Below are 20708 nucleotides of genomic sequence, written 5' to 3'. Positions count from 1 at the left end.
TTTTATACTATACATTAAATGCTAAAACTATGCTGCTAATTCTTCCTTTTTACCTTCTATAAGTCTTACAAACTTTTCTCCTCTGTCTATAAATATAACAGCTATTGTTATAAAGACTACTAGATATGCTAATAGGAATAAAGAGCTACTAGCTATAACCGAAAAATCTGAGCCTGCTATAGATTCTCTTAATCCTGCTATTGCATAAGTAAATGGAAGGTATGGATTTAAAACTGTGAAGAATTTAGGTACTAATTCTAATGGGAAAGTACCTGCACAAGTTGTTAAGTTAAATATAAGCAATACTATTGCAAGAAGTCTTCCAGCATCTCCAAGCAAGGATATCAACGCTTGTATTATAGCTATAAAAGTAAAGGATAATAATATATTAAATCCAAAGTAAGCTATGATATTGTTTGGTTTTAATCCCAAGAATAAAACAACTATGCTCACTAATACTGCTTGAAGTAATCCAATAAAGGTATATGAGAAGTATTTTCCCAAAACTCTTGAAGCAGAGCCTGCGTTCATTCCATCGGCAACCTTTGGTGATATTACGAAGAACATCATGATTGCACCAACCCATAATGATAATGGGATAAAGTATGGGGTAAAGCCAGTCCCATAATCCTTAACTGTATTTATCGCTTCTGTAGTAACTTTAACTGGTTCTGATATAAAAGTTCCCATCTCTTCACTTGAATTCTTTAGGTTATTATTTAGCTTATTTGAACCATCAGATAGCTTATCTGACAATTCTTTTGAGCCATCTGTAAGTTTTACAACACCATCTTTAAGTTCAGGCATCTTTCCATTTAGCTCTCCAAGTCCATTACTTAACTTGCCTGCTCCATCATTTAATTGATTTACTCCACTTATTAATGAAGGTACTGATCCATTAAGCTGGCCTAAACCTCCAGCAACTTGAGTTGAGCCATCATATAACTGATTTACTGCTCCATTTACTGTATTAAGTCCTCCAGTAACCTGAGTAGATCCATCATATAATTTTTGAACTCCATTTGTTAGTTCTGGAATAGATGCTAATAAGTTCTGAGCAGTTTCAAGATTTCCTTCTGTTAATGTTCTGTCTGCTATTTCTAAAATATCTGCATTATTTTTTATATCTTGTTGAAGTCCCTTAACTTGTCCTGCTAGCTCTGGTGCTTTTTCAAGCATTGCCAAAGTTTCAGGAGTATTTAGTTTATCTATAAGTGGTTTAGCCGAATCAATATCACTCTTAATTTTTGCAACCTTAGGTAGTAAAGCTTGAACCTTAGGATCTTGAGTGCTTGTTATTAAGTCATTTATTAAAGCTAAGTTATCTTGATTCTTTGCTAAATCCGTTTGTATGCTATTTATACCACTAATTACAGTAGACAATGCAGAAACATTATCAGGCTTTTGTAATGCTACACCAACAGCATTTAATAGAGGTAATTTAGAGTTTACTAATCCCATTGTTGCATCATAGTTTGTAAGTAAACTACCTAGAGCTTTTGCTGATTGAGGGTTAGCTTGAACAACTGCCATCTTATCTTTAGCCATTTGCTCATAAGAGTTTAGCTGTGTCATCATTCCATCCAGCTCTGGCTTGTACTTTGCAAATCCATTAGTCAAATTATTTACTGAACCCATATATTGAAGCATAGCATCTCTCTCAACTGCAGACAATTGAACACTTTGGTCTCCTTGCGCTTTTGAAGTTCCAAGCTTCACTGCTATGGTTTTTAGTTCATTATTTAGAGCATCATTGCTTTGCATAGTAGATATTTGATTCATTAAGCCATTTAAATCACTCTTTGTTTTATCCATAGCCGCTAATTGATTACTCAACTTTGTAGGGTCATTTAGAATCCCTTGTACAAGTGTCACATCACTCTTTGTAATTAACTTACTTGCAGAACTTAAATTATTTAATGAACTTATTATTACAGGCATTGTTTTTAGTTCATTATTTATATCCATACTTTGCAATTGAGTAAATAATTGTGGTTCATTATTCTTTAATTTTAATAAAGCTGCTTGTATAGAGTTAGCATCACTAACTAATTTATCTGCATTTTGAACTCTTGTTGCTAAAGCCTGTTGATTTTCAGGCTTTGAGAAATCCATCTGTGATAAAACTAGTTGTATTGATGGTTTACTCATTAATACTTTTATTCCTTCATCACTAGTTAACTGCTTTATGTCACTCATTGTACTCTCTACTAGTTTAACACTAGAAGTATTTAAAGAATTAAGTACAGAAAGATCTGCATCAGATAGTTTTTTTCCTGCAGCTATTACTGATTTGATCTTTTGAAGATTTTCTACATTCAAAACTTTACTTGGATCAAGTTTATTAAGTCCTAAGCTTACAACAGTTTCTTGTCCTTGTTTGATTTTATCATTAAGCATTCCTAAACCATTAGTTATTTGATTAGATCCGTCAAGTAATGCAGGGATACCTGTTGATGCCTTTAACTGGCCTAATCCCCCTGTTATTTGATTTGATCCACTATAAAGCTGTGAAACTCCACTTGGCATTGCTGATGTCTTGTCCTTAAGTTGACTTAATCCGTCACTTAACTTATTGGAACCATCCTTAAGTTGTAAAACTCCATCTGCCATAGTTGGTACATTGCTACCTAAAGTATCTATACCATCATAAAGTTTCTTACTTCCATCTGCTGCTTGTTGCATTCCATCTTTTAGTTCGTACATATTATCAAAAGTAACCTTAGTGAACTCTTTTGATATATTTGATGTAATTTTTTGCTGAATAGCTAGTTCAACTTTTCCTCCTATTTGTGAAGCAAGAAAATTCTTTTTGTCGTTAGGCACAAACTTAATCTCTGGTGATTCAGGCTTGTGATCCTTTGAACTGATTATTTTACCAGAAAAATCCTCAGGAATCACAAACATAGAATAATATTTGCTTCCTTCTAATCCATCTTTAGCTTCTTGTAAATTGGTAAATTGCCACCCAACTTCTTTGTTTTCCTTCAGATCCTTTACAATATCATCGCCATAATTTACAGCTTTTCCATCATTCTCAGAACCTTTATCTAGATTTACTACTGCTACTGGAAGCTTATCTAATCTTGAATAAGGATCCCAAAACGCAGCTAGATAAAGTAAGCTGTATAACAAAGGCACTATGATAATTGCTATTACAGAAACTCTTATCAATCTGTTTCTAAATATGCTAGAAATATCTTTCCAAGCAATTTTAGCAAATTTCATACATCCACCCCGCTTTTCATAAGTTTTTGTACTGACTGGTCAGTTCTATTTATACTATTTTTGATTATCTTTTGCAAAAGCGATTTATGGCATTTTATGTAATAAAATCAACTGATTATGGCAAATATATCAACTTATCTCTATTATCCTTAATTTTATTCCACCTTTTACATACTTATATTTGCCAGCCTTCTCTATTTCTATATATCAAGCGTCTAATTTATTATTCAACAACTAATTTTTAAAGAAAAAAAATAGAGAGTAACGATTTATTACTCCCTGTTTCTATCCACATATAAGCAGATTATATCTTTATTTACTTGTTTGTAATCCCCTAAAATTGTAATCTATTAGATTATCAATAATATTTTCTAAATTAATTTTATCTATATTTATTATTTCATATACCGCCGCAGATATTAAGCTTCCAAAAAATGCATAGGCCATAAAAGAGACATCACCTTTTCTTATTAAACCAGTATCTACTGCCTCTTTTATATAGGTTTCTAAACCATATATATATTGCTGGATCTGATTTCTAAGCTCTAATTGTCTAAGTTCTTGCCCCCACAATTGGCTCATTATAACTTTAAAAAACTCTTTATTTCTATACAAAAAAGAAAGCTGTATTTTGCAAACTTCTTTCAATTTAACTAATGCATCACCAGATATATTATTTACTTGATTTATTTCATCATGCATAAGATTGATGCCTTCTGTTATTATAAAATTGAATATTTCTTCCTTACTTTTAAAATGATAATATAAGGTACCTTTAGCTACCCCAGCTTCTAATGCTATCTCATCCATTGTAGCACCATTATAACCAGCCTTTGAAAAGATACTTATTGCAGCTTCAAAGATTGCTCTTTTGGTTTTATTCATGTTAAATCACTCCGTAATTTTTATTGACCAGCCAATAAAAATATATAAATTAGGTAAACTAATAATATTTGAATATTGATTCAAGATATCTTAAGCTTATTTAAGTTAAATATACAATACTTAGCTATGATTAACAATATTTATTTGAAATATTATACTTCATATTGTTGACCGAGAAACTAGATGTGATACAATTAGATGAAAATAAACTAGCTTTATTATCTTTAATAAAGCTTATATTTCATATAATTCTAATTCTTCAAATTAATATTTAAAACTAAGAGTACGAAATCTCAATATAAAATTATATATAAAAAAGGTGAGGTACATAATGATTAAAATATATAATAGGAAAACAAAAACCTATGAAGAAGAGCAAGTTGCTGGATTAAATTATTTAAAATGGTGTTACGAATCACCTATTGGAAAGAGTATAACTGAATTATTTATTAAAAGAAAGCTTTTTTCAAAGGTATATGGTTACTATTGTGATTCTCCACTGAGTAAAGGTAAAGTAAATGAATTTATAGAAGAATTCAATATTGATACTAACTTATCAATAAAAAAGCAAGCTGAATTTACAAGTTTCAACGACTTTTTCTATAGAAAGCTAACAGACGAAGCACGTCCTATAGACATGGATAAGAACGCTTTAGTTTCCCCTGGAGATGGAAGACTTTCTGTTTTTGAAAATATAGATTTAAATAACATAGTTCAGGTTAAAGGACTTACTTACTCGTTAAAAGAACTGATAAGTGATGATAAAGTAGCAAATGAATATGAAGGCGGAACATGTATACTGCTTCGTTTATGTCCTACAGATTATCATAGATTTCACTTTATTGACTACGGAACATGTAGTGAGACTAAAAAGATAGATGGAAAGTACTACTCTGTAAATCCAATAGCTTTAGAGAAAGTACCAAAGCTTTTCTGCCAAAACAAAAGAGAATGGTCATTATTTAAATCCGAAAATTTTGGTGACATACTTCACATTGAAGTTGGCGCTACTTGTGTTGGGACTATAATTCAAAGTTATACACCTAATAAAAAAGTTGAAAAAGGCGCTGAAAAAGGTTACTTTAAGTTTGGTGGATCTACTACTATATTATTTTTGAAAAAAGGTGTGGCTAAAGTACATCAGGATATAGTACACCAGACATCTCTTGGCTACGAAACAAAAATAACAATGGGAGAAACTATCGGAGTAAAGCTTTAAATAATATATTATTAATAAATTAGTATACTTTAAGTTAATATATTAAAGCCTCTTCTTAATTATCAGAAGAGGCTTTTATCATATAGCAGCTATCTTAGTATTATCTTTCTTAATTTGTCTTCAAATACTTTCTTATTTCCATCATATATAACTAACTCAATATTCATTTCTTTAGCCCTCTCTTGTACAGGATGTTTTAAAGGAGCTTTTGTCGCTACCAAAATCTTGACTACATTCTCCCCACCTAATTGTTGCGCATATACATTGAGTTCATTAAGGGCAATCTCATCATATTTTCCTGTATCTTTACAAGATATGCATATTAAAGTTGAATTTTTTATTGCAACTACATCCAATTCATTTTTCACTCTGTTCTTTTCACTGTCCCACAAAAATAACAACCCGCTCTTAACATCATCTACTTGTCTTATATTATCTACTACTCTCTTCGTATAAGCTTCTAACCAAGACCCACTTTTGAATATAAAACTTTTTATTTGATTATTTAGAAACTTTATTGTAATATAATCCTGCTTTTCTGAAGTATACTGTATTTGATTGTTTTTTTTAAGTAAACTAAGCATAGAATTATATATATGCATTTCTTCTCTAGTAAGATACTTCATATCAAGTTTTATTGTCATAGGATCCAATTGATTATGAATAAACACCTTAGGATCATATAATCTATATTTTAAACGCTCCCATCTATCTAAATTATTTGATATTAAGTCTATTATCTGATCAATTATTGCTTTGCTATTACTCTCATTAGAATCTACTATTATAGATCCTCCTGAGCTTTCAATAATCTCTTGTATATTTAGATCATAAAAGCTCTCATCAGTTATATCAATACCTTCATTACTAAAGCTTATGAGTTTTTTATTTTCAACATCTAGATAAATACATCTTATATTATACTTTTGTGAAAGATAGAGTAAGGCTAGTGAGTAGATTCTTTCTCCTTTTGTTACATTTATTAATAAACTTTTATCTTTATATTTATCAAGTACTGATTTAATGCTTTCAACATCAAATTTTTCTATAGGTTCACTAATAAATGTACTATTAGAAAACTTACTATTATAATATTTTTTCAAACTCTCTAATTGAAGCTGCTGATCTTTAACTTGTTTATATATAAATATAACTTCTTTAGGTTTAAATCTCTCAGTAGCTATTATATTAGCCTCGTTATGAGTGTCTAATAAGTTTACTAAAGTATTAAATTCCACTAAATCACCTCTAAATTATATTTTTATTATATATCTTGTGAATACAATCACGCTTATATACATATCTAAAAATTAACCACTCCAACTATAAGGTTCCGCTACAAAACTTAATATTATTAATCCGCTTAATAGTTATTGCTTTTTCACATAGCATGTACAACTTAGTAATTAAAATCTAAGCCCATATCCATCAAAACTAATATATAAAGTTATAGGGTTTATCACTAATTGTAATTATAAAGCTAAGTATTATAAAAACTATTAGCTTACATAACTTACCATTATAGTGAAAAAACCCTATTGAGCTTAACTTACAACTATTTATTAAAACATGCTAAATTTCTTTCCATGAGGCCTTGTTAGTACATAAGCTAAAGAAGCTACTGAGACTACTAATCCAACACTAGCATATATACATTCCTTCATTCCCCAATCTTCAAACATTTCATGTTGTTTATCATTATTATGGTGATGATCATATTCTTTTTGTTCACAATGATCATATTCCATATAAGCTGATTCTAAATCTTCCTTTGGAAAAGGTGATCTTTTATACTTCATAAGATGTCTAAATTCTTTATTAAGGTTTACTCCTACACTCCTATTCATATATACCGTTATGTAAACTAAAAACTATATAAAAGTTTATGTTTACTTCCTACTTCACTGTGCACGACTTGTATATCTATAAAATATATACTTTCGTCTGGTCTAACACTCCATAGGCGTAATTTCGGATGCATCCACCCTACATAAGAAATAGTTATATTTAAAACTATTCTAAATCAACGGTCTTTCAACTCCTTTCAAATTTATTGACCAAATTATTAAAAGTTTCAGTATAAGGATTCCCTAAATATTAAGATTTAAGTCATAAAAATCATTTATAACTATCTTATTTTATTATTTACCTCTCATATAATTTATATTTATGTAAATAATAAAAGCGTAAATCAAATAGAAAGGAGAAAATTATTATGGCTCAACACAAAATCATGAGTTTTAGAGATGAAAACGGAAATAAAATTGAATATAAGATTTTAGATCAAGTTTTAGTTAATTCAGCTGAATATGTACTTATGTGTCCTGTTGATGACGAAAGTAGTGTAGAAATATATAAGATAAAGTTTGATAAACACTGGAATGAATCACTAGAAGAAGTAGAAAGCCAAGATATAATTAATCAAGTAAAGCAAACTGCTCACCTATAATAACTTATTAGCCCAGATTAATAATCTGGGCTAATAAACTAAAATACTTATAAAAAATATATTTATAACATAAAAACTCTTATATATTTTGTGCTATTCCTTTTCCCAGTATCACTCCAATAAGACTTAAGAAGAGATTTAAGCATATATTAAGCATTCCCAATAAATATGAACCTTCGGAAAACAAATTAATCGTTTCATAACTAAAGGTAGAGAATGTAGTTAACCCACCCATTATACCAGTAGTTAAGAACAACTTTAGATTTGGGGAAATCATTTGTGTACTAATACTTAATTGAGTTATAAATCCTATAAGTATTCCTCCGACCACATTTACAATAAGTGTCCCATAAGGTAAAGTAGTGCCAAAAAGCTTTGGCGAATGAATTGATATAATATATCTCAAGGAAGCCCCTATAAAACCACCTATTCCTACGTATAATATCTTTTGCATATTATCACCTCTAAAAATAATATAATCTATCAAATTAAATAAAGTAAATACTATATTATCTTACATCACTAACATATTGAACATCCTTACTAAGTATATGTTGTCTTATCCAAGCAACTATAAATGTTAGTATATCGATTATATACTGATCTTGTTTATATTCTATAGCATCAATATCTATATCATCAATTTTTTCAATAAAGTAGTCATGTTGTAGTTTATGAGTGAATATTTGTTTATGTTTTACACTCTCCATTAGCTTTTCTTCTTCGTTAAAATGAAATTTAGCATAATTTTTTAATTCACTTATAACCTTTTTCACCTTTTCATACTTATCTTCACAGATATCTTCTTTGAGAAGATTATAACACTCATCAGCAAGTTCGAATAATCTTCTATGCTCTTTATCTATCTTATATACGCCTGTTTCATACTCTTTTGTAAGCTCAAACATCAATCTTCTCCTTTTTAAGTTTTATCTAAAATCAAATTACAATAATAAGTATTTCCTTTGTTTTTTAGTTTAATTATAACTTTCTAAAGAATAATAAAACTTCAGGTTTACTAAACTAAGCCTGAAGTTTTATAACTATCTTGTAGGAATTATTTCAATCCAATATTCATCCGGGTCATTAATAAAGTATATTCCCATTGACTTATTTTCAAAACAGATACATCCCATCTCCTCATGAAGATCATGTGCTGCATCAAAATCATCAACTTTTAATGCAAGGTGAAACTCATTGTCTCCTAGGTTATATGGTTCCTTCCAATCCTTAAGCCAAGTAAGCTCTAAAGTATGGTTTGATACACCATCACCTAAATAAACTAATATAAAACTTCCATCTCCAGCAACTTTTCTTTTGACTTCCTTTAATCCTAGAGCCTTTTCATAGAAAGCCAAGCTCTTTTCAAGATTTAAAACATTTATGTTGTTATGGTCAAATCTAAAATTCATCTTCGAACCTCCTTAAAAATAAAGTATTATAAAATAGCATCTTATTAATTATTACTTTTCATAATATAAGTAGTCAGATTTCTATAATACAAATTATAGTTCTCATGTATAAAGTTATTTTCTTGATTATAATTATATTATAAAAACTATATTTAATGAACATCATAATATAAAAATAATGTTTATACATTTCAACATTTTTATTCAATGTATGAAATTTTATTTCTATCATATATTCTTAACTTTAGTATAATACTACTTTTATAACCATTAAAATAGTTGTATATACAAAAATTAAAAAACTATATTATGATTATTGAAGTATTTCTTAATAAGGTCTATAATTTGTAATAATTGTAAATAAACTTTTGGTAGAATCATTACAAGGGGGATATAAATGAATAAATTTAATATAAAAGTTAATTATCTTTATAATAGCGGTTTCTCTGTAGAAACTGAAAATTATCTTCTAGTGTTCGATTATTTTAAGGACACTGTTGATAGTGAGATAAAAAATAGAACAACCGGTGCTATAAGCGAAGAAGATTTAAATGTTCCTAAGAAATTAATAGTATTTTCTTCTCATAGCCACGCAGATCATTTCAACCCAGTTATTCTTGAATGGGAAGGTATAAGATCAGACATTAGTTATATATTAAGCAGTGATATACAACCTAATAGCAATAGTAAGAACATTAATATAATATCAGCTTATGAAACATTAAATATACAAGGTGTGGAGATCAAAGCCTTTGGCTCAACCGATCTTGGAATCTCATTTTTAGTAAAGGTAGATGGTACCGACATATTCCATTCAGGAGATTTAAATTGGTGGTATTGGTGGGATGATGAAGAAGCCGCTATTAAAGAGGCTGAAAGAATGTTCAAAGCTGAAATATCTAAGATAAAAGGAAATAATATAGATATAGCCTTATTTCCTGTAGATCCAAGGCTTGAACATAATTATTGTGTTGGTGGAGAATATTTCATAAAAGAACTTTCTCCAAAAATATTTATACCAATGCATTTTGGTGAGGATTATAAAACAACAACAAAATTTAAAGAAAATGTTGCCTCATTACCTGTAGACGTTAAAGAGATAAAATATAGAGGCCATCAGTTAGAATTATAATACCTATAAAAACCTCCTATGCTATATCCATGCATAGGAGGTTTTACTAAGACCATATGATTTCACTTTATTACAAACTTTATTAAAATATATTAGGATCAGGTTTATTAGGTGCATATCCCTGGTAGTTTAATCTTTTAAACGCAGGCCCTTCAACATTTCCACCATCGTAATTAAATCTTGAACCATGGCAAGGACAATCCCAAGTCTTCTCTGCTTCATTCCATTGAAGTTCACAGCCTATATGTGTACATGTTGTATCAACTACATGAAGCACTCCATTTTCATCTCTATATGCTCCCATCTTTTGACCATCTATTTCTATAACCTCTGCCTCACCATTCTTAATATCTATATCATGGGGTACTGGCGAAAGTTTACCTACTATTAAGTTTTTAGCTACATCTAAGTTATCTGAAATCATATTAGGAACAGAGCTTATATCAAACCTTGATGGGTTATACACTGAAGCCCATTGATTTTCACCTTTTGTAATCAAATCTGTCAAAATCATGGCCGAAACAGTTCCATTAGTCATACCCCATTTACCAAAACCAGTGGCTACCAAAACATTTGAAGTATTTGAATTTATATATCCGACATATGGAAGACTATCTACGGTTACACAATCTTGTGTTGACCATCTATATAAAATACTTTCTAAATTAAGATTTTCTTTTGCAAACTTTCCTAAGTTTTCATAATGAACATTAGTTTTTGTCTCGCTTCCGGTTTTATGATGCTCTCCAGCTACTAATATGAGCTCACCATCTTCAAATTTCTGTGATCGAAGAGATCTTACTGGTTTCTCCGCACTTATAAACATACCTTTTGGAAATGGATCCCTAGCCTTAACCCCTATTATATAGGATTTTTCTGCATGCATCCTTGCAAAATATAAACCTAAGCCATCATAGCAAGGAAAATGTGATGCTACTATAACTTTCCATGCAGTAACCTTTTTACCTTCATCTGTTTTAGCAACACATTTTTCATTATCATCAACATCAACTACTTTTGTATTCTCAAAAATGTTACTTCCATCCCCAGGTATATCACCAGCTAAAGCTAGTAGATACTTTAATGGGTGAAATTGTGCTTGATCATCAAATTTTATAGCAGCCTTTATACTAAAGGGTAATGGTACCGTATCAAGGTATGTAGCTTTTATACCTAACTTACAAGCTGCCTTTACCTCATTTTGGATTTTTTCTATATACTCATCAGATTGAGTGTATACATAAGAAGGATTCCACTTAAAATCACAATCTATATTTTTTTCTTTAGTTAAATTATAGACGAATTGAATTGCTGATTCATTTGCTTCCGCGTATTTCCTTGCTTTTTCTTCTCCAAAACTCTTAATGATCTTATCGTAGATCAACCCGTGCTGAGAAGTTATCTTTGCAGTTGTATGTCCAGTAGTACCATGTGCAATACTGTTAGCTTCTAAGATAGCAACTTTAAATCCTTGTTTTTTCAAAAGAAAGGCAGAAGTTATTCCAACAATACCTCCTCCTATTATCGCTACATCTACAGTTATATCATCTTCTAACTTTGGATAATTAGTTTTATTGGCTGATGCAATCCAATACGGCTCATGATTACTCGAAAACACATCAAAGTTGTTGCCATTTACATTCTCCATTTGTGACCTCCCGAAAGTAACTTTTTAAATATATTGTTTTAATAAACAATTATTATTTTTTACTCAATATGAACTATTATGTATATAACCATAAATTTTCCTAGATGGTTCTTTAACTATAATTATTTTTAACATAGGGAGTAGTTTGTACACATTTTGTAAGAATGATTCATACTATAAAATATACAGCCTCCTATTATATTACATAGGAAATCAGAACTTCCTATGTAATATTAACAAATATGTGATTTGATTTCTAAATATATAGGAGGATTTAATTAATTATGGAAAAGTGTAATATCTGCAGTGAATTTGCTAAAATACTTGGTGCAGAAGTTTTGACCTCCACTAATAGATTATGCGTTGCCACTTTTATGAGAAATATAAATGCAGAAATATTAGGTAGACCAACTCATTCTCCATTAGCTCTATCAGCATTATTTTCCTTTGAGCCTATAGATAATCAAGGTAGAGCTCTTAACTTAGGAGAAACAGTGATTCTACAAAGAGAGATAAATGACTTCATTAGTATTCTTAGGCAACATGGGATTATGATTACAGCTCTTCATAATCATTGGCTTTTTGATGACCCAAGACTTATGTATATTCACTTTGAATCTATAGATAATCCATTAGCTTTTGCTAAAAAAGTAGCAGATGCTCTAAAGGTTTTAAGAAAATAAATAATTATCCTAAATTATAAAAGATAACACCTCCTGCAGAATCTATATTTCTGTAGGAGGTGTGTTATTTATTTCCCAGTAAATACATTTTATTTTGATGATATACTATCTGTATAAGCTTTCAAATCATACAATGTTCCTGAGTTTCCACCAAACTCTCTACCATTTTGTCTTGATTGATCATCTTGACTAGATGCACCATTGCTATTAGTTGAAGCATTGTTATCACCTGTAGTTTTAGTACTTCCTGTTGGATCTGATATTGCTGCACCATCTGTAACATTTCCTTGAGTAGAATCACTGTATTCACTTGAAGAAACTAGCTTACCATTTTGCTGCACCCAATTCATTATCTCACTGCTTGATGAGTTTCCTCCACCCATTCCTCCTGTCATAACATATCTTACTTCACCTTTAGCAACCAATTGTTTAAATTGATCTAAGGTTATTGACTTATCATTTCCAAGGAATCCTCCTATAGCCATTACAGGTTCTCCAGTGCTTATTATTATATCTGATGCTGAGTTAGCGTTTGATACAACAAGTAAGTACTTTTGATTAGCAGTTTTATTTTTTTCTAGGAAACTAACTAATGCTGAGTCTTTACTATTTGCCATGTTACCACCCATTTGGCCTTCACCTGTTGAACTTCCTGATAAAAGTTCTAAACCTGCCGCTGGGAATGAACTATTTAAAGGATAAACTAAAGCTGCCGCTGATCCTGCAAAAGGAGTTACCATAAGTCCTGCTATAGCTAAACTTACTATTATCTTTTTAAGTTTAAGTATCTTACCATATCTTTCATTGTTTAATTCATGTTCTAATTCTTTCTTGCCAATATTCATAAGGTTTAATATTAAAAGAATTATGGATGAACCTAAACATAATATTATTACTATCGCTGCTAATATTTTTATAATATTTGAGGTGTCAACAAAGTAATATAGCATTAACATTTGAACCAGCCCATTTGCTAATAAAGCAACTGGTAAGAACCATGATTTCCATCCACATTCTTTATAAAGTTCCCACATAGTTGTTATTCCAATTCCCGCTAAAGCTGCAGTCGGTGGTGCTAACATTGTTAAGTAATATGAATGGAATGTACCTGTATTAAAACTAAAATATATAAATACCGGTAAGAACCACATTCCCCATAAAACTAAAGCTTGCTTTTTAGTATTATCTAAACGGAATCTTAACTTTTCTTTAATTGCTGCTGCTATGAATCCCAATATAGCAAGTGGTATAAACCAAACTATTTGGTCTGAAAGTATGTTCTTTGAAAATAATCTTGTAATACTAGATGGCGTTTGAGCTCCAAAGCTACCTGCAAGACCTGAACTTCCTCCACCCATTCGACCGCCGCCGCCTTGCATGTTACCTCTTGGACCAAATTGTCCATCTCCGCTTGGTGGTGCGAATTGACCATTACCACTAGGTTGTGTTTGACCGCTTCCTCCAGGTGCCATTTGATCATTTCCATCTTGCGTACTGTTATTTGCATTATTTGATGTATTTGAATTTTGATTATTTTGCATTGTGTTAGAAGTAGAGCTTGTTCCATTTTCCTGTCTTGAAGGACGCTGCCCGCTTCCGCTAGATACACCACCGCCATTACTATTACTACTTAAACTAATTCTTTCTAAACCATTATGTCCTACTATAAGTTCCATAACTGTATTATTTGTACTACTATCAACATAAGGTCTACTGCTAGCTGGTACTAAATCCACAATAAATGCCCACGATAGTGAAACTGCCATTAATATGAAAGTACTTATTATTAAGTTTAGTATTCTCTTTTTAATTGAAGTTGCAGTTGAAAGAAGATATGTTATATATAAAGCTGGGGCTATCATATATGCTTGTAGCATCTTTACATTAAAGCCTATACCTAATAGAACCATACTTAGTATAAGATACTTAGGTTTACCATTTTTCGCTGCTATTGTTAACGCCCAACATGCAAGTAGAAGCACCATAACTAATGTATTGTCAACTGAGTTATTTCTGCTTACTGCTACAAAAACCGGTGTTATTGCTAATGTTAAAGCTGATATAAGACCAGCTACGCTTCCAAAAGATCTCTTAACTAAATGATAGATTATTACAACAGATATTACTCCTGCTAATGCCTGAGGAAGTATTATACTCCATCCACTAAATCCAAAAGTCTTAGCTGATATAGCTTGAAGCCAAAATCCTAGAGGTGGTTTATCTATACTTACAAATCCAGCTGGATCAAAAGATACAAAAAAGAAGTTTTTAAAACTCATAGTCATACTTTTTGCAGCTGCTGCATAATAAGCGTTTGCAGTTCCTTCAATTCCTAAATTTCCAAAGTTAAGTACTGCTGATAATATTGTAATTAAAACTAAAGCTATGTTTTCTTTAGTAGCTTTTATTTTCTTCATTATTAATCCTCCCTTAATTAACTAACTAGCGCGTTTTGTCTGAACTTTTATACTCTATTGTGCTTTCAACTATATAAATAGGTCTGTCTTTACTTTCATAAAATATTCTTTCTATATAAATATAATTTTATAATTTTCTTCTGTTTTATCTATTACTACTTTTAATCTTCTGCAACTTTCACCAATAACCAATTCTTCATTGTACAAAGGTACTCTAACAGAATAAATAACTTCATTAGTCATCTTAATCACCCCTACAGTCCATAAGATTTTTCACTTTCTTTTTCTATATTTATAATTATAAATTCTAATAATCTAACTAATATCAAAACAAAATGTGAAGTCTGTGTGATTAGACTTCACATACTCTTAGCCTGCGTAATGATAAAATTAATGTTCATAGTATAAATATGTAAAATTACACATAATAAAAACTGCTCTAGAACAAAATAACATCGTCCTAGAGCAGTCAGTATATAAACCACAATAAATATCCATTTAAGATTATAGTACTGTGTTGAAATTAACTGGTTAATCATCCGACGCTTTAATGAGCTTATGCAAAGAATTAATATGATTTTCTAATATAGCGTCTCCTGTATAACCAATTAATTTCAACAATATTATTAAACATAGCTAAGTTATAAATATCTACATTTTTAATAGTATTGTAGCCTTATATAACTAATTAATCGTCTTCTCAAGTATAAAAATACTCCTACTAGAGTCCTCAGAATCCCCTACCATAAGAGATCCACTTTTTTTGTTATTAGTAATAATATTTATGACCTTCCATCCATTAGATGCAAGGTCATTAAGATTATCTTCTAAATTTTTATCATCATCAGAATCATAAGCACTAAATTGCCACCTAAACACCTTATATTGAACCATAATATCCCCTCCACATGTACCTCAGTATCATAATTATTTAATACACTCAATAACCATTTTAAGGTATTAACTATATAGTCATATTCTAACATAAATTTATATTTTATAACATATTCTGTTAATTTAAAATATATTATATAAGTGCAAGAAGTGTATTGTATACAAATTATATATAATTAAGTTATAATCCCTTATAGATTCCTTATTATATAGTTGTTAAATCTAAAAACTTTTACCTTAATGTCCTAAACTCATATCCTTTATTTTTCAAATCACTAATTATATATGGAAGAGCTTCTGCAGTACTTTGCTTGCCGTATGTGTCATGCATTAATAGAACAACCTTTTCCTGACCTACAAAGGTTTGGTGGTATCTTTTTATAAGCTGTTCTTTTGTTTTAGGTCCACCTTCAGAATCTCCTATTAATGCATTCCAATCTATATATTTATAACTTTTATCTTCAAGCTTTTTATCTATTTCCGCTACACCCTTCCACGAAGCATGTCCACCAGGAAATCTTATTACTCTAGATCTAAAATTTTCACCTAATACACTTTTTAATATATTATTATTCTGTTCTACTTCAGCCATAAAATCATTTACATCAACTCTCCCATGAGGATAGAGCTTTGAGTAATTATGAGAATATGTATGATTAGCTATAACATGCCCTTGCTTATAGGTTTCTAAAAGTATATTTTTTGCTTCAGGAGTCTCCTCTAATTGCTTCCCTACAATAAAAAATGTAGCCTTTACATTATTCTCTTTTAAAGTATTTAGAATTTTAGGGGTAACCGTAGTAGAAGGCCCATCATCAAAAGTTAAGAATGCAATTTTTTTATTATCTTCTATTCTAATATTTTTTGTTAGAAAATTCTGTATCTTTTCAGAGTCAAAACTATTTGAATCTTGATCTACAGAATTAATTACTTCTCCATCGTTTTCTTTTTTTATATTATTATTTTTTGAATTCATATCTAAAACACTATTATTACTGGAAGATTCATAAACCATATTAATTAAATTTTCACTTCTATTTTCTTGTTTTATTTCACTAGAAGCTTGTACAACTTTTGTTTTTTCTAAACCACTTTGTGTATATCTATTAGTAATAACTATAGATGAGATTAAAATTAGAACACAGAAAAATACAGCTCTAACTCTCCCCATTAAACTTTTCGTTTTATTATACCTTTTCTTTTTCTTCAATCTGCAATCCTCCAGCATATAAATAATTATATTTAATTTATAACTAGTTCAAATTTTTACGTATTATAGAATAATATCTATTACTTAACCAATGTATATTAAAGCTCTTAAACATTTACTTATATAAAAGTATGAGTAATTCTTATCGTTTATTCATCTCTTATTATTAAAACTAATAAGTACATAATTGTAATAGAATTACTAGTGCAACACATACATAATTATTTTTTATAAATTTAATTTAAACTATGGATTTATTAACACATTATGGTATAATTAGTTTATAAAATTCAAAATATTCAAACACATTCTATTACTATTCTAAATATACGTAACAATATATCTAATATTAATCACTCGTTCTATAAAGTATTTTTTTACTTTATCAAATCAATTCAACTTATCTTTTATACTTTTCTCAAAATCTTAGCAGAAAGGGGGAATTAACCTTTACTAATACCTTGTAATTTATAGGTACTCTAAAACACAATCGTTCACTATATTTTTATATCTAATCTAATAAAAAAATAAAATTTAGGGGGATTATTATGTCTAAAATAGGAAAATTTCTTGCTATACCTGCTATACTTGCGCTTATCGCATCATTCATGCCTTATACTAATACAACGACAGCTAAGGCTGCTACTGCTTCAACCTTAGTTTGGAGTGATGAATTTAACGGAACTTCTATTAACACCTCAAACTGGACCTTTGATACAGGTGCAGGTGGCTGGGGAAACAACGAACTTCAATATTATACAAACAGATCTGAAAACGCTAGAGTATCAAACGGAAACTTAGTTATAGAAGCTAGAAAAGAAAGTTATGGCGGCGCAGCTTACACTTCAGCTAGATTAAAAACTCAAGGTCTTAAGAATTGGACTTATGGAAGAGTTGAAGCTAGAATAAAGCTCCCTCAAGGACAAGGTCTATGGCCTGCATTCTGGATGCTTGGACAGAATATAACTCAAGTTGGATGGCCTGCATGTGGAGAAATTGATATAATGGAACACATAAATCTTGAAAGCGTTATCCACGGTACTATCCATTGGGATAACAATGGTCATGCATACTATGGAAATCCTTCAGGTAATATTGATGTAACTCAATATCACACTTATGCAATTCAATGGGATACTAATTCAATAAAATGGTTCGTTGATGGGGTTCAATTCAATGAAGCAAATATAGCTAACAACATTAATGGTACTGATGAGTTCCATAAACCATTCTTTATAATCTTAAACTTAGCTGTTGGCGGAACTTGGCCAGGTAACCCAAATACATCAACTGCTTTCCCTGCACAAATGCTTGTTGACTACGTTAGAGTATATCAATAACACTTAACAAAATAACAAAAATAAAAGTACCTAGAAGGTAGCCTATCTTTTAAGCTCACCACTCTAGGTACTATTTGTTTCTAATAAAATTCTCTATCAAAATTAATTATACTTTTATATGATGGATATAAACTTTCTATAGAATTCTCTATCTTTCCCTTAACCTCTTTTTCCTTATCTTCACTAAAATAAGGCTTATCCAATACTACATCAAATATAAGTGTTTTTTCTTCGCAATCCCCAACAACTCTAAAATCATGCATAGATAGTACACCTTCTATTTTACTTATATTTTCAAATACACTCTTCTTTAAACTTATTACCTCAGGACTATCTATCTTAACCGGATCCATGTGTATTGAAAGATACACATTCATCTTATGTCCTATCTCTTTCTCAACCTTATCTATAACATCATGAATCTCCATAATAGGTACATCGTGTGGAACTTCTGCATGTAGTGAAGCTATATACCTTCCTGGCCCATAATTATGAATAACCAAATCATGTACTCCTGTAATAGGCTTATAGCTTACTACACTATTTATCAAATCATCTACAAATTCCTTTTCAGGTGCTGATCCTATTATTGTATTAAGCATTTCTTTTCCAAGTTCAAAACCTGAATGAAGAATAAATAATGATACTATTACCCCTACGTAGCCATCTATAGGGAAAGATGTAAATCTAGTTATCAGTAGCGACAATGTAACCATTGATAACACTAAAATATCAGTAAACGATTCTAAAGCCGAAGCCTTCAAAGCTGATGAATTAATCTTGTTACCTATATAATTAGTAAATCTATTAAGAAAAATCTGTAGTGGTAGTGCGCATGCCATACAAATAAAACTTACTAAATTGAACGGTACCTCTACAGGATGAAGAATACGTAAAACTGAACTTCTTATAAACTCAACTCCAACTACAAGTATTGCAGCTGCAAATAAAAGAGCTGTAAGATATTCTATTCTTCCATACCCAAAAGGATGTTTATCATCTGCAGGACGGTTGGATAACTTAAAACTAAATATGGTTACAAGTGAAGATAGTGCATCTGTTAAGTTATGAAAAGCATCAGCAGTAATAGCTATACTATTAAGGAAAAGACCAATAACAAGTTCCAAAATAAGAATTGAAGAATTAATTATAATACCTACTTTTCCTCCAAGTGAGCCATAGGATTGTCTAACATTTTGTGAACTAACATTCTCAGAGTCCTTCACAAATCTTCTTATCAAAAAATCAAATATAATCTTCATTAAAACTCACCTCCATTATTATTCTATTGTCTTATATTGTGTTTCTTTACATTTAAATTAATAAAACCATAATTATATAAGCGAAATACACTTAAATATTATACCATAAAAATCCACGCCACTAAATACACAAGAGCCCTTTCGTATGGTGTATCTTTAGTTACATTAATTTATACTACATGAACAAATAAGAGATTATTATAGCTATAATACTAGGTATCCCAAAGTAAATATACTTTTTAACTAAATTAAACATATTTACTTCCTCAAGCGACACTTTAGTATATGATGGTGAACCTCCTGTATCTCCAAGCTACTATTCACTACTATTCTCTTCAAAATCATCCTCAATTAACTGATAATAACACTGTAATTTTATATTTACAACCGCTAGCAAATCACTATATTTTCTTATTTCTGCTTCAATTATTTCTTTTTGCTCAAGTATAATTTCACGTCTCTTTAACAATGTACCCTTTCCTTGAACAGTAAGTTCTACATAGTTTTTTATATATGCAATGGACATTCCAGTAGCTCTCATACATCCTATAAGCTGAATCCAAATCAAATCATTATCTGAATAAACTCTTCTTCCACTATAATTACGCTGTAAGTACGGTATTAATCCTTCTTTTTCATAATACCTCAAAGTATATTGAGATATATTAAGTTTCTCTGACACCTCTTTTATGGAGTACCCCATAATAAACTCCTTTTCACGTTTTGCTTTTTAATTATATGCTGTGACGCTTAACATTATATAGGTTAAGATAATAAAAAATCAGTATTACAAAAATCACCACCAACTTAGAGCTCGATCTAAAAAATATACTAAATACATCTTAAGGAATTTGTTTAGGAACATCTAAAGTTTTAGCCGAAGCTGGAGCAACGGTTATAGTATCAGCAAGAAGTATTGAAAAAGCTGC

Annotated in this window: 18 protein-coding genes and 1 pseudogene; 5 read left to right on the top strand and 14 right to left on the bottom strand. The window is 30.2% G+C overall.

What is annotated here, in order from left to right:
* Window positions 1-27: 27 nt before the first annotated feature.
* Complete coding sequence (locus tag OCU55_RS20715; protein WP_261854193.1) at window positions 28-3228, bottom strand: YhgE/Pip domain-containing protein; 3201 nt, start codon at window positions 3226-3228, stop codon at window positions 28-30.
* Window positions 3229-3540: 312 nt separating this feature from the next.
* The gene (locus tag OCU55_RS20710) at window positions 3541-4113 is read right to left on the bottom strand and encodes a TetR/AcrR family transcriptional regulator (RefSeq protein WP_261854192.1); all 573 of its coding nucleotides are present in this window, start codon (window positions 4111-4113) and stop codon (window positions 3541-3543) included.
* A 331-nt stretch (window positions 4114-4444) separates the two neighbouring features.
* On the opposite strand from OCU55_RS20710, the gene OCU55_RS20705 reads away from it, so the two are divergent.
* Entirely contained in the window at window positions 4445-5332 is an 888-nt protein-coding gene (locus tag OCU55_RS20705) for a phosphatidylserine decarboxylase (protein WP_261854191.1), read from the top strand.
* Between the two features lie 89 nt (window positions 5333-5421).
* On the opposite strand, the gene OCU55_RS20700 is transcribed toward OCU55_RS20705, so the two are convergent.
* Both OCU55_RS20700 and OCU55_RS20695 read right to left on the bottom strand, forming a co-directional pair.
* Window positions 5422-6570 carry a Card1-like endonuclease domain-containing protein gene (locus tag OCU55_RS20700; protein WP_261854190.1) on the bottom strand — a complete coding sequence of 383 codons (1149 nt, stop codon included), beginning with the start codon at window positions 6568-6570 and terminating at the stop codon, window positions 5422-5424.
* Window positions 6571-6894: 324 nt separating this feature from the next.
* The gene (locus tag OCU55_RS20695) at window positions 6895-7179 is read right to left on the bottom strand and encodes a hypothetical protein (protein ID WP_200273616.1); all 285 of its coding nucleotides are present in this window, start codon (window positions 7177-7179) and stop codon (window positions 6895-6897) included.
* A 368-nt stretch (window positions 7180-7547) separates the two neighbouring features.
* On the opposite strand from OCU55_RS20695, the gene OCU55_RS20690 reads away from it, so the two are divergent.
* Window positions 7548-7781 (top strand): DUF1292 domain-containing protein, encoded by a 234-nt coding sequence (locus OCU55_RS20690; RefSeq protein ID WP_183279617.1) that lies wholly within the window; start codon window positions 7548-7550, stop codon window positions 7779-7781.
* A gap of 79 nt (window positions 7782-7860) precedes the next feature.
* Here OCU55_RS20690 and crcB read toward each other — a convergent pair whose 3' ends face one another.
* The 3 genes from crcB to OCU55_RS20675 form a co-directional block, all read right to left on the bottom strand.
* Complete coding sequence (crcB, locus tag OCU55_RS20685) at window positions 7861-8235, bottom strand: fluoride efflux transporter CrcB (protein WP_261854189.1); 375 nt, start codon at window positions 8233-8235, stop codon at window positions 7861-7863.
* Between the two features lie 55 nt (window positions 8236-8290).
* Complete coding sequence (locus OCU55_RS20680; protein WP_261854188.1) at window positions 8291-8689, bottom strand: bacteriohemerythrin; 399 nt, start codon at window positions 8687-8689, stop codon at window positions 8291-8293.
* Between the two features lie 135 nt (window positions 8690-8824).
* On the bottom strand, window positions 8825-9193 hold the full coding sequence (locus OCU55_RS20675) for a VOC family protein (protein ID WP_261854187.1): 369 nt from the start codon (window positions 9191-9193) through the stop codon (window positions 8825-8827).
* A 397-nt stretch (window positions 9194-9590) separates the two neighbouring features.
* Between OCU55_RS20675 and OCU55_RS20670 the strand changes: the two genes are divergently transcribed.
* The gene (locus tag OCU55_RS20670; RefSeq protein ID WP_261854186.1) at window positions 9591-10325 is read left to right on the top strand and encodes an MBL fold metallo-hydrolase; all 735 of its coding nucleotides are present in this window, start codon (window positions 9591-9593) and stop codon (window positions 10323-10325) included.
* An 82-nt stretch (window positions 10326-10407) separates the two neighbouring features.
* Here OCU55_RS20670 and OCU55_RS20665 read toward each other — a convergent pair whose 3' ends face one another.
* Window positions 10408-11973, bottom strand: coding sequence for an FAD-dependent oxidoreductase (locus tag OCU55_RS20665; protein ID WP_261854185.1), 1566 nt, complete (start codon window positions 11971-11973; stop codon window positions 10408-10410).
* Window positions 11974-12257: 284 nt separating this feature from the next.
* Here OCU55_RS20665 and OCU55_RS20660 point away from each other — a divergent pair, with 284 nt between their 5' ends.
* Entirely contained in the window at window positions 12258-12656 is a 399-nt protein-coding gene (locus OCU55_RS20660) for a DUF1259 domain-containing protein (protein ID WP_261854184.1), read from the top strand.
* Between the two features lie 89 nt (window positions 12657-12745).
* On the opposite strand, the gene OCU55_RS20655 is transcribed toward OCU55_RS20660, so the two are convergent.
* From OCU55_RS20655 to OCU55_RS20640, 4 genes and pseudogenes are all read right to left on the bottom strand, one after another.
* The gene (locus OCU55_RS20655; protein ID WP_261854183.1) at window positions 12746-15073 is read right to left on the bottom strand and encodes a glycosyltransferase family 39 protein; all 2328 of its coding nucleotides are present in this window, start codon (window positions 15071-15073) and stop codon (window positions 12746-12748) included.
* A 114-nt stretch (window positions 15074-15187) separates the two neighbouring features.
* A pseudogene (locus tag OCU55_RS20650) lies at window positions 15188-15316 on the bottom strand (glycosyltransferase); the annotation flags it as partial.
* Window positions 15317-15757: 441 nt separating this feature from the next.
* On the bottom strand, window positions 15758-15967 hold the full coding sequence (locus OCU55_RS20645) for a DUF4177 domain-containing protein (RefSeq protein ID WP_261854182.1): 210 nt from the start codon (window positions 15965-15967) through the stop codon (window positions 15758-15760).
* A 232-nt stretch (window positions 15968-16199) separates the two neighbouring features.
* On the bottom strand, window positions 16200-17177 hold the full coding sequence (locus OCU55_RS20640) for a polysaccharide deacetylase family protein (protein ID WP_261854181.1): 978 nt from the start codon (window positions 17175-17177) through the stop codon (window positions 16200-16202).
* A gap of 548 nt (window positions 17178-17725) precedes the next feature.
* On the opposite strand from OCU55_RS20640, the gene OCU55_RS20635 reads away from it, so the two are divergent.
* A complete protein-coding gene (locus OCU55_RS20635; protein WP_261854180.1) occupies window positions 17726-18517 on the top strand; it encodes a glycoside hydrolase family 16 protein in 792 nt (263 codons plus the stop codon).
* A gap of 80 nt (window positions 18518-18597) precedes the next feature.
* Here OCU55_RS20635 and OCU55_RS20630 read toward each other — a convergent pair whose 3' ends face one another.
* Together OCU55_RS20630 and OCU55_RS20625 are read right to left on the bottom strand one after the other, a co-directional pair.
* The gene (locus tag OCU55_RS20630; RefSeq protein ID WP_261854179.1) at window positions 18598-19779 is read right to left on the bottom strand and encodes a cation diffusion facilitator family transporter; all 1182 of its coding nucleotides are present in this window, start codon (window positions 19777-19779) and stop codon (window positions 18598-18600) included.
* A gap of 316 nt (window positions 19780-20095) precedes the next feature.
* Window positions 20096-20482: a MerR family transcriptional regulator gene (locus tag OCU55_RS20625; RefSeq protein ID WP_261854178.1), complete on the bottom strand. Its 387-nt coding sequence runs from the start codon at window positions 20480-20482 to the stop codon at window positions 20096-20098.
* Window positions 20483-20708 lie beyond the last annotated feature (226 nt).

It is taken from the genome of Clostridium folliculivorans, assembly GCF_024341905.1.
Classification (GTDB): domain Bacteria; phylum Bacillota; class Clostridia; order Clostridiales; family Clostridiaceae; genus Clostridium_AR; species Clostridium_AR folliculivorans.
The sequence above is the reverse complement of the archived record's forward strand: the minus strand, read 5'-3'. Positions and strand labels throughout refer to the sequence as shown.

Bases quoted from the DNA above. Each gene is read 5' to 3' on its own strand.
- OCU55_RS20625 (WP_261854178.1), bottom strand. From the start codon at position 20,482: ATGGGGTACTCCATAAAAGAGGTGTCAGAGAAACTTAATATATCTCAA.
- OCU55_RS20670 (WP_261854186.1), top strand. From the start codon at position 9,591: ATGAATAAATTTAATATAAAAGTTAATTATCTTTATAATAGCGGTTTC.
- OCU55_RS20695 (WP_200273616.1), bottom strand. From the start codon at position 7,179: ATGAATAGGAGTGTAGGAGTAAACCTTAATAAAGAATTTAGACATCTT.
- OCU55_RS20705 (WP_261854191.1), top strand. From the start codon at position 4,445: ATGATTAAAATATATAATAGGAAAACAAAAACCTATGAAGAAGAGCAA.
- OCU55_RS20655 (WP_261854183.1), bottom strand. From the start codon at position 15,073: ATGAAGAAAATAAAAGCTACTAAAGAAAACATAGCTTTAGTTTTAATT.
- OCU55_RS20645 (WP_261854182.1), bottom strand. From the start codon at position 15,967: ATGGTTCAATATAAGGTGTTTAGGTGGCAATTTAGTGCTTATGATTCT.
- crcB (WP_261854189.1), bottom strand. From the start codon at position 8,235: ATGCAAAAGATATTATACGTAGGAATAGGTGGTTTTATAGGGGCTTCC.
- OCU55_RS20715 (WP_261854193.1), bottom strand. From the start codon at position 3,228: ATGAAATTTGCTAAAATTGCTTGGAAAGATATTTCTAGCATATTTAGA.
- OCU55_RS20690 (WP_183279617.1), top strand. From the start codon at position 7,548: ATGGCTCAACACAAAATCATGAGTTTTAGAGATGAAAACGGAAATAAA.
- OCU55_RS20660 (WP_261854184.1), top strand. From the start codon at position 12,258: ATGGAAAAGTGTAATATCTGCAGTGAATTTGCTAAAATACTTGGTGCA.
- OCU55_RS20710 (WP_261854192.1), bottom strand. From the start codon at position 4,113: ATGAATAAAACCAAAAGAGCAATCTTTGAAGCTGCAATAAGTATCTTT.
- OCU55_RS20665 (WP_261854185.1), bottom strand. From the start codon at position 11,973: ATGGAGAATGTAAATGGCAACAACTTTGATGTGTTTTCGAGTAATCAT.
- OCU55_RS20675 (WP_261854187.1), bottom strand. From the start codon at position 9,193: ATGAATTTTAGATTTGACCATAACAACATAAATGTTTTAAATCTTGAA.
- OCU55_RS20635 (WP_261854180.1), top strand. From the start codon at position 17,726: ATGTCTAAAATAGGAAAATTTCTTGCTATACCTGCTATACTTGCGCTT.
- OCU55_RS20630 (WP_261854179.1), bottom strand. From the start codon at position 19,779: ATGAAGATTATATTTGATTTTTTGATAAGAAGATTTGTGAAGGACTCT.
- OCU55_RS20680 (WP_261854188.1), bottom strand. From the start codon at position 8,689: ATGTTTGAGCTTACAAAAGAGTATGAAACAGGCGTATATAAGATAGAT.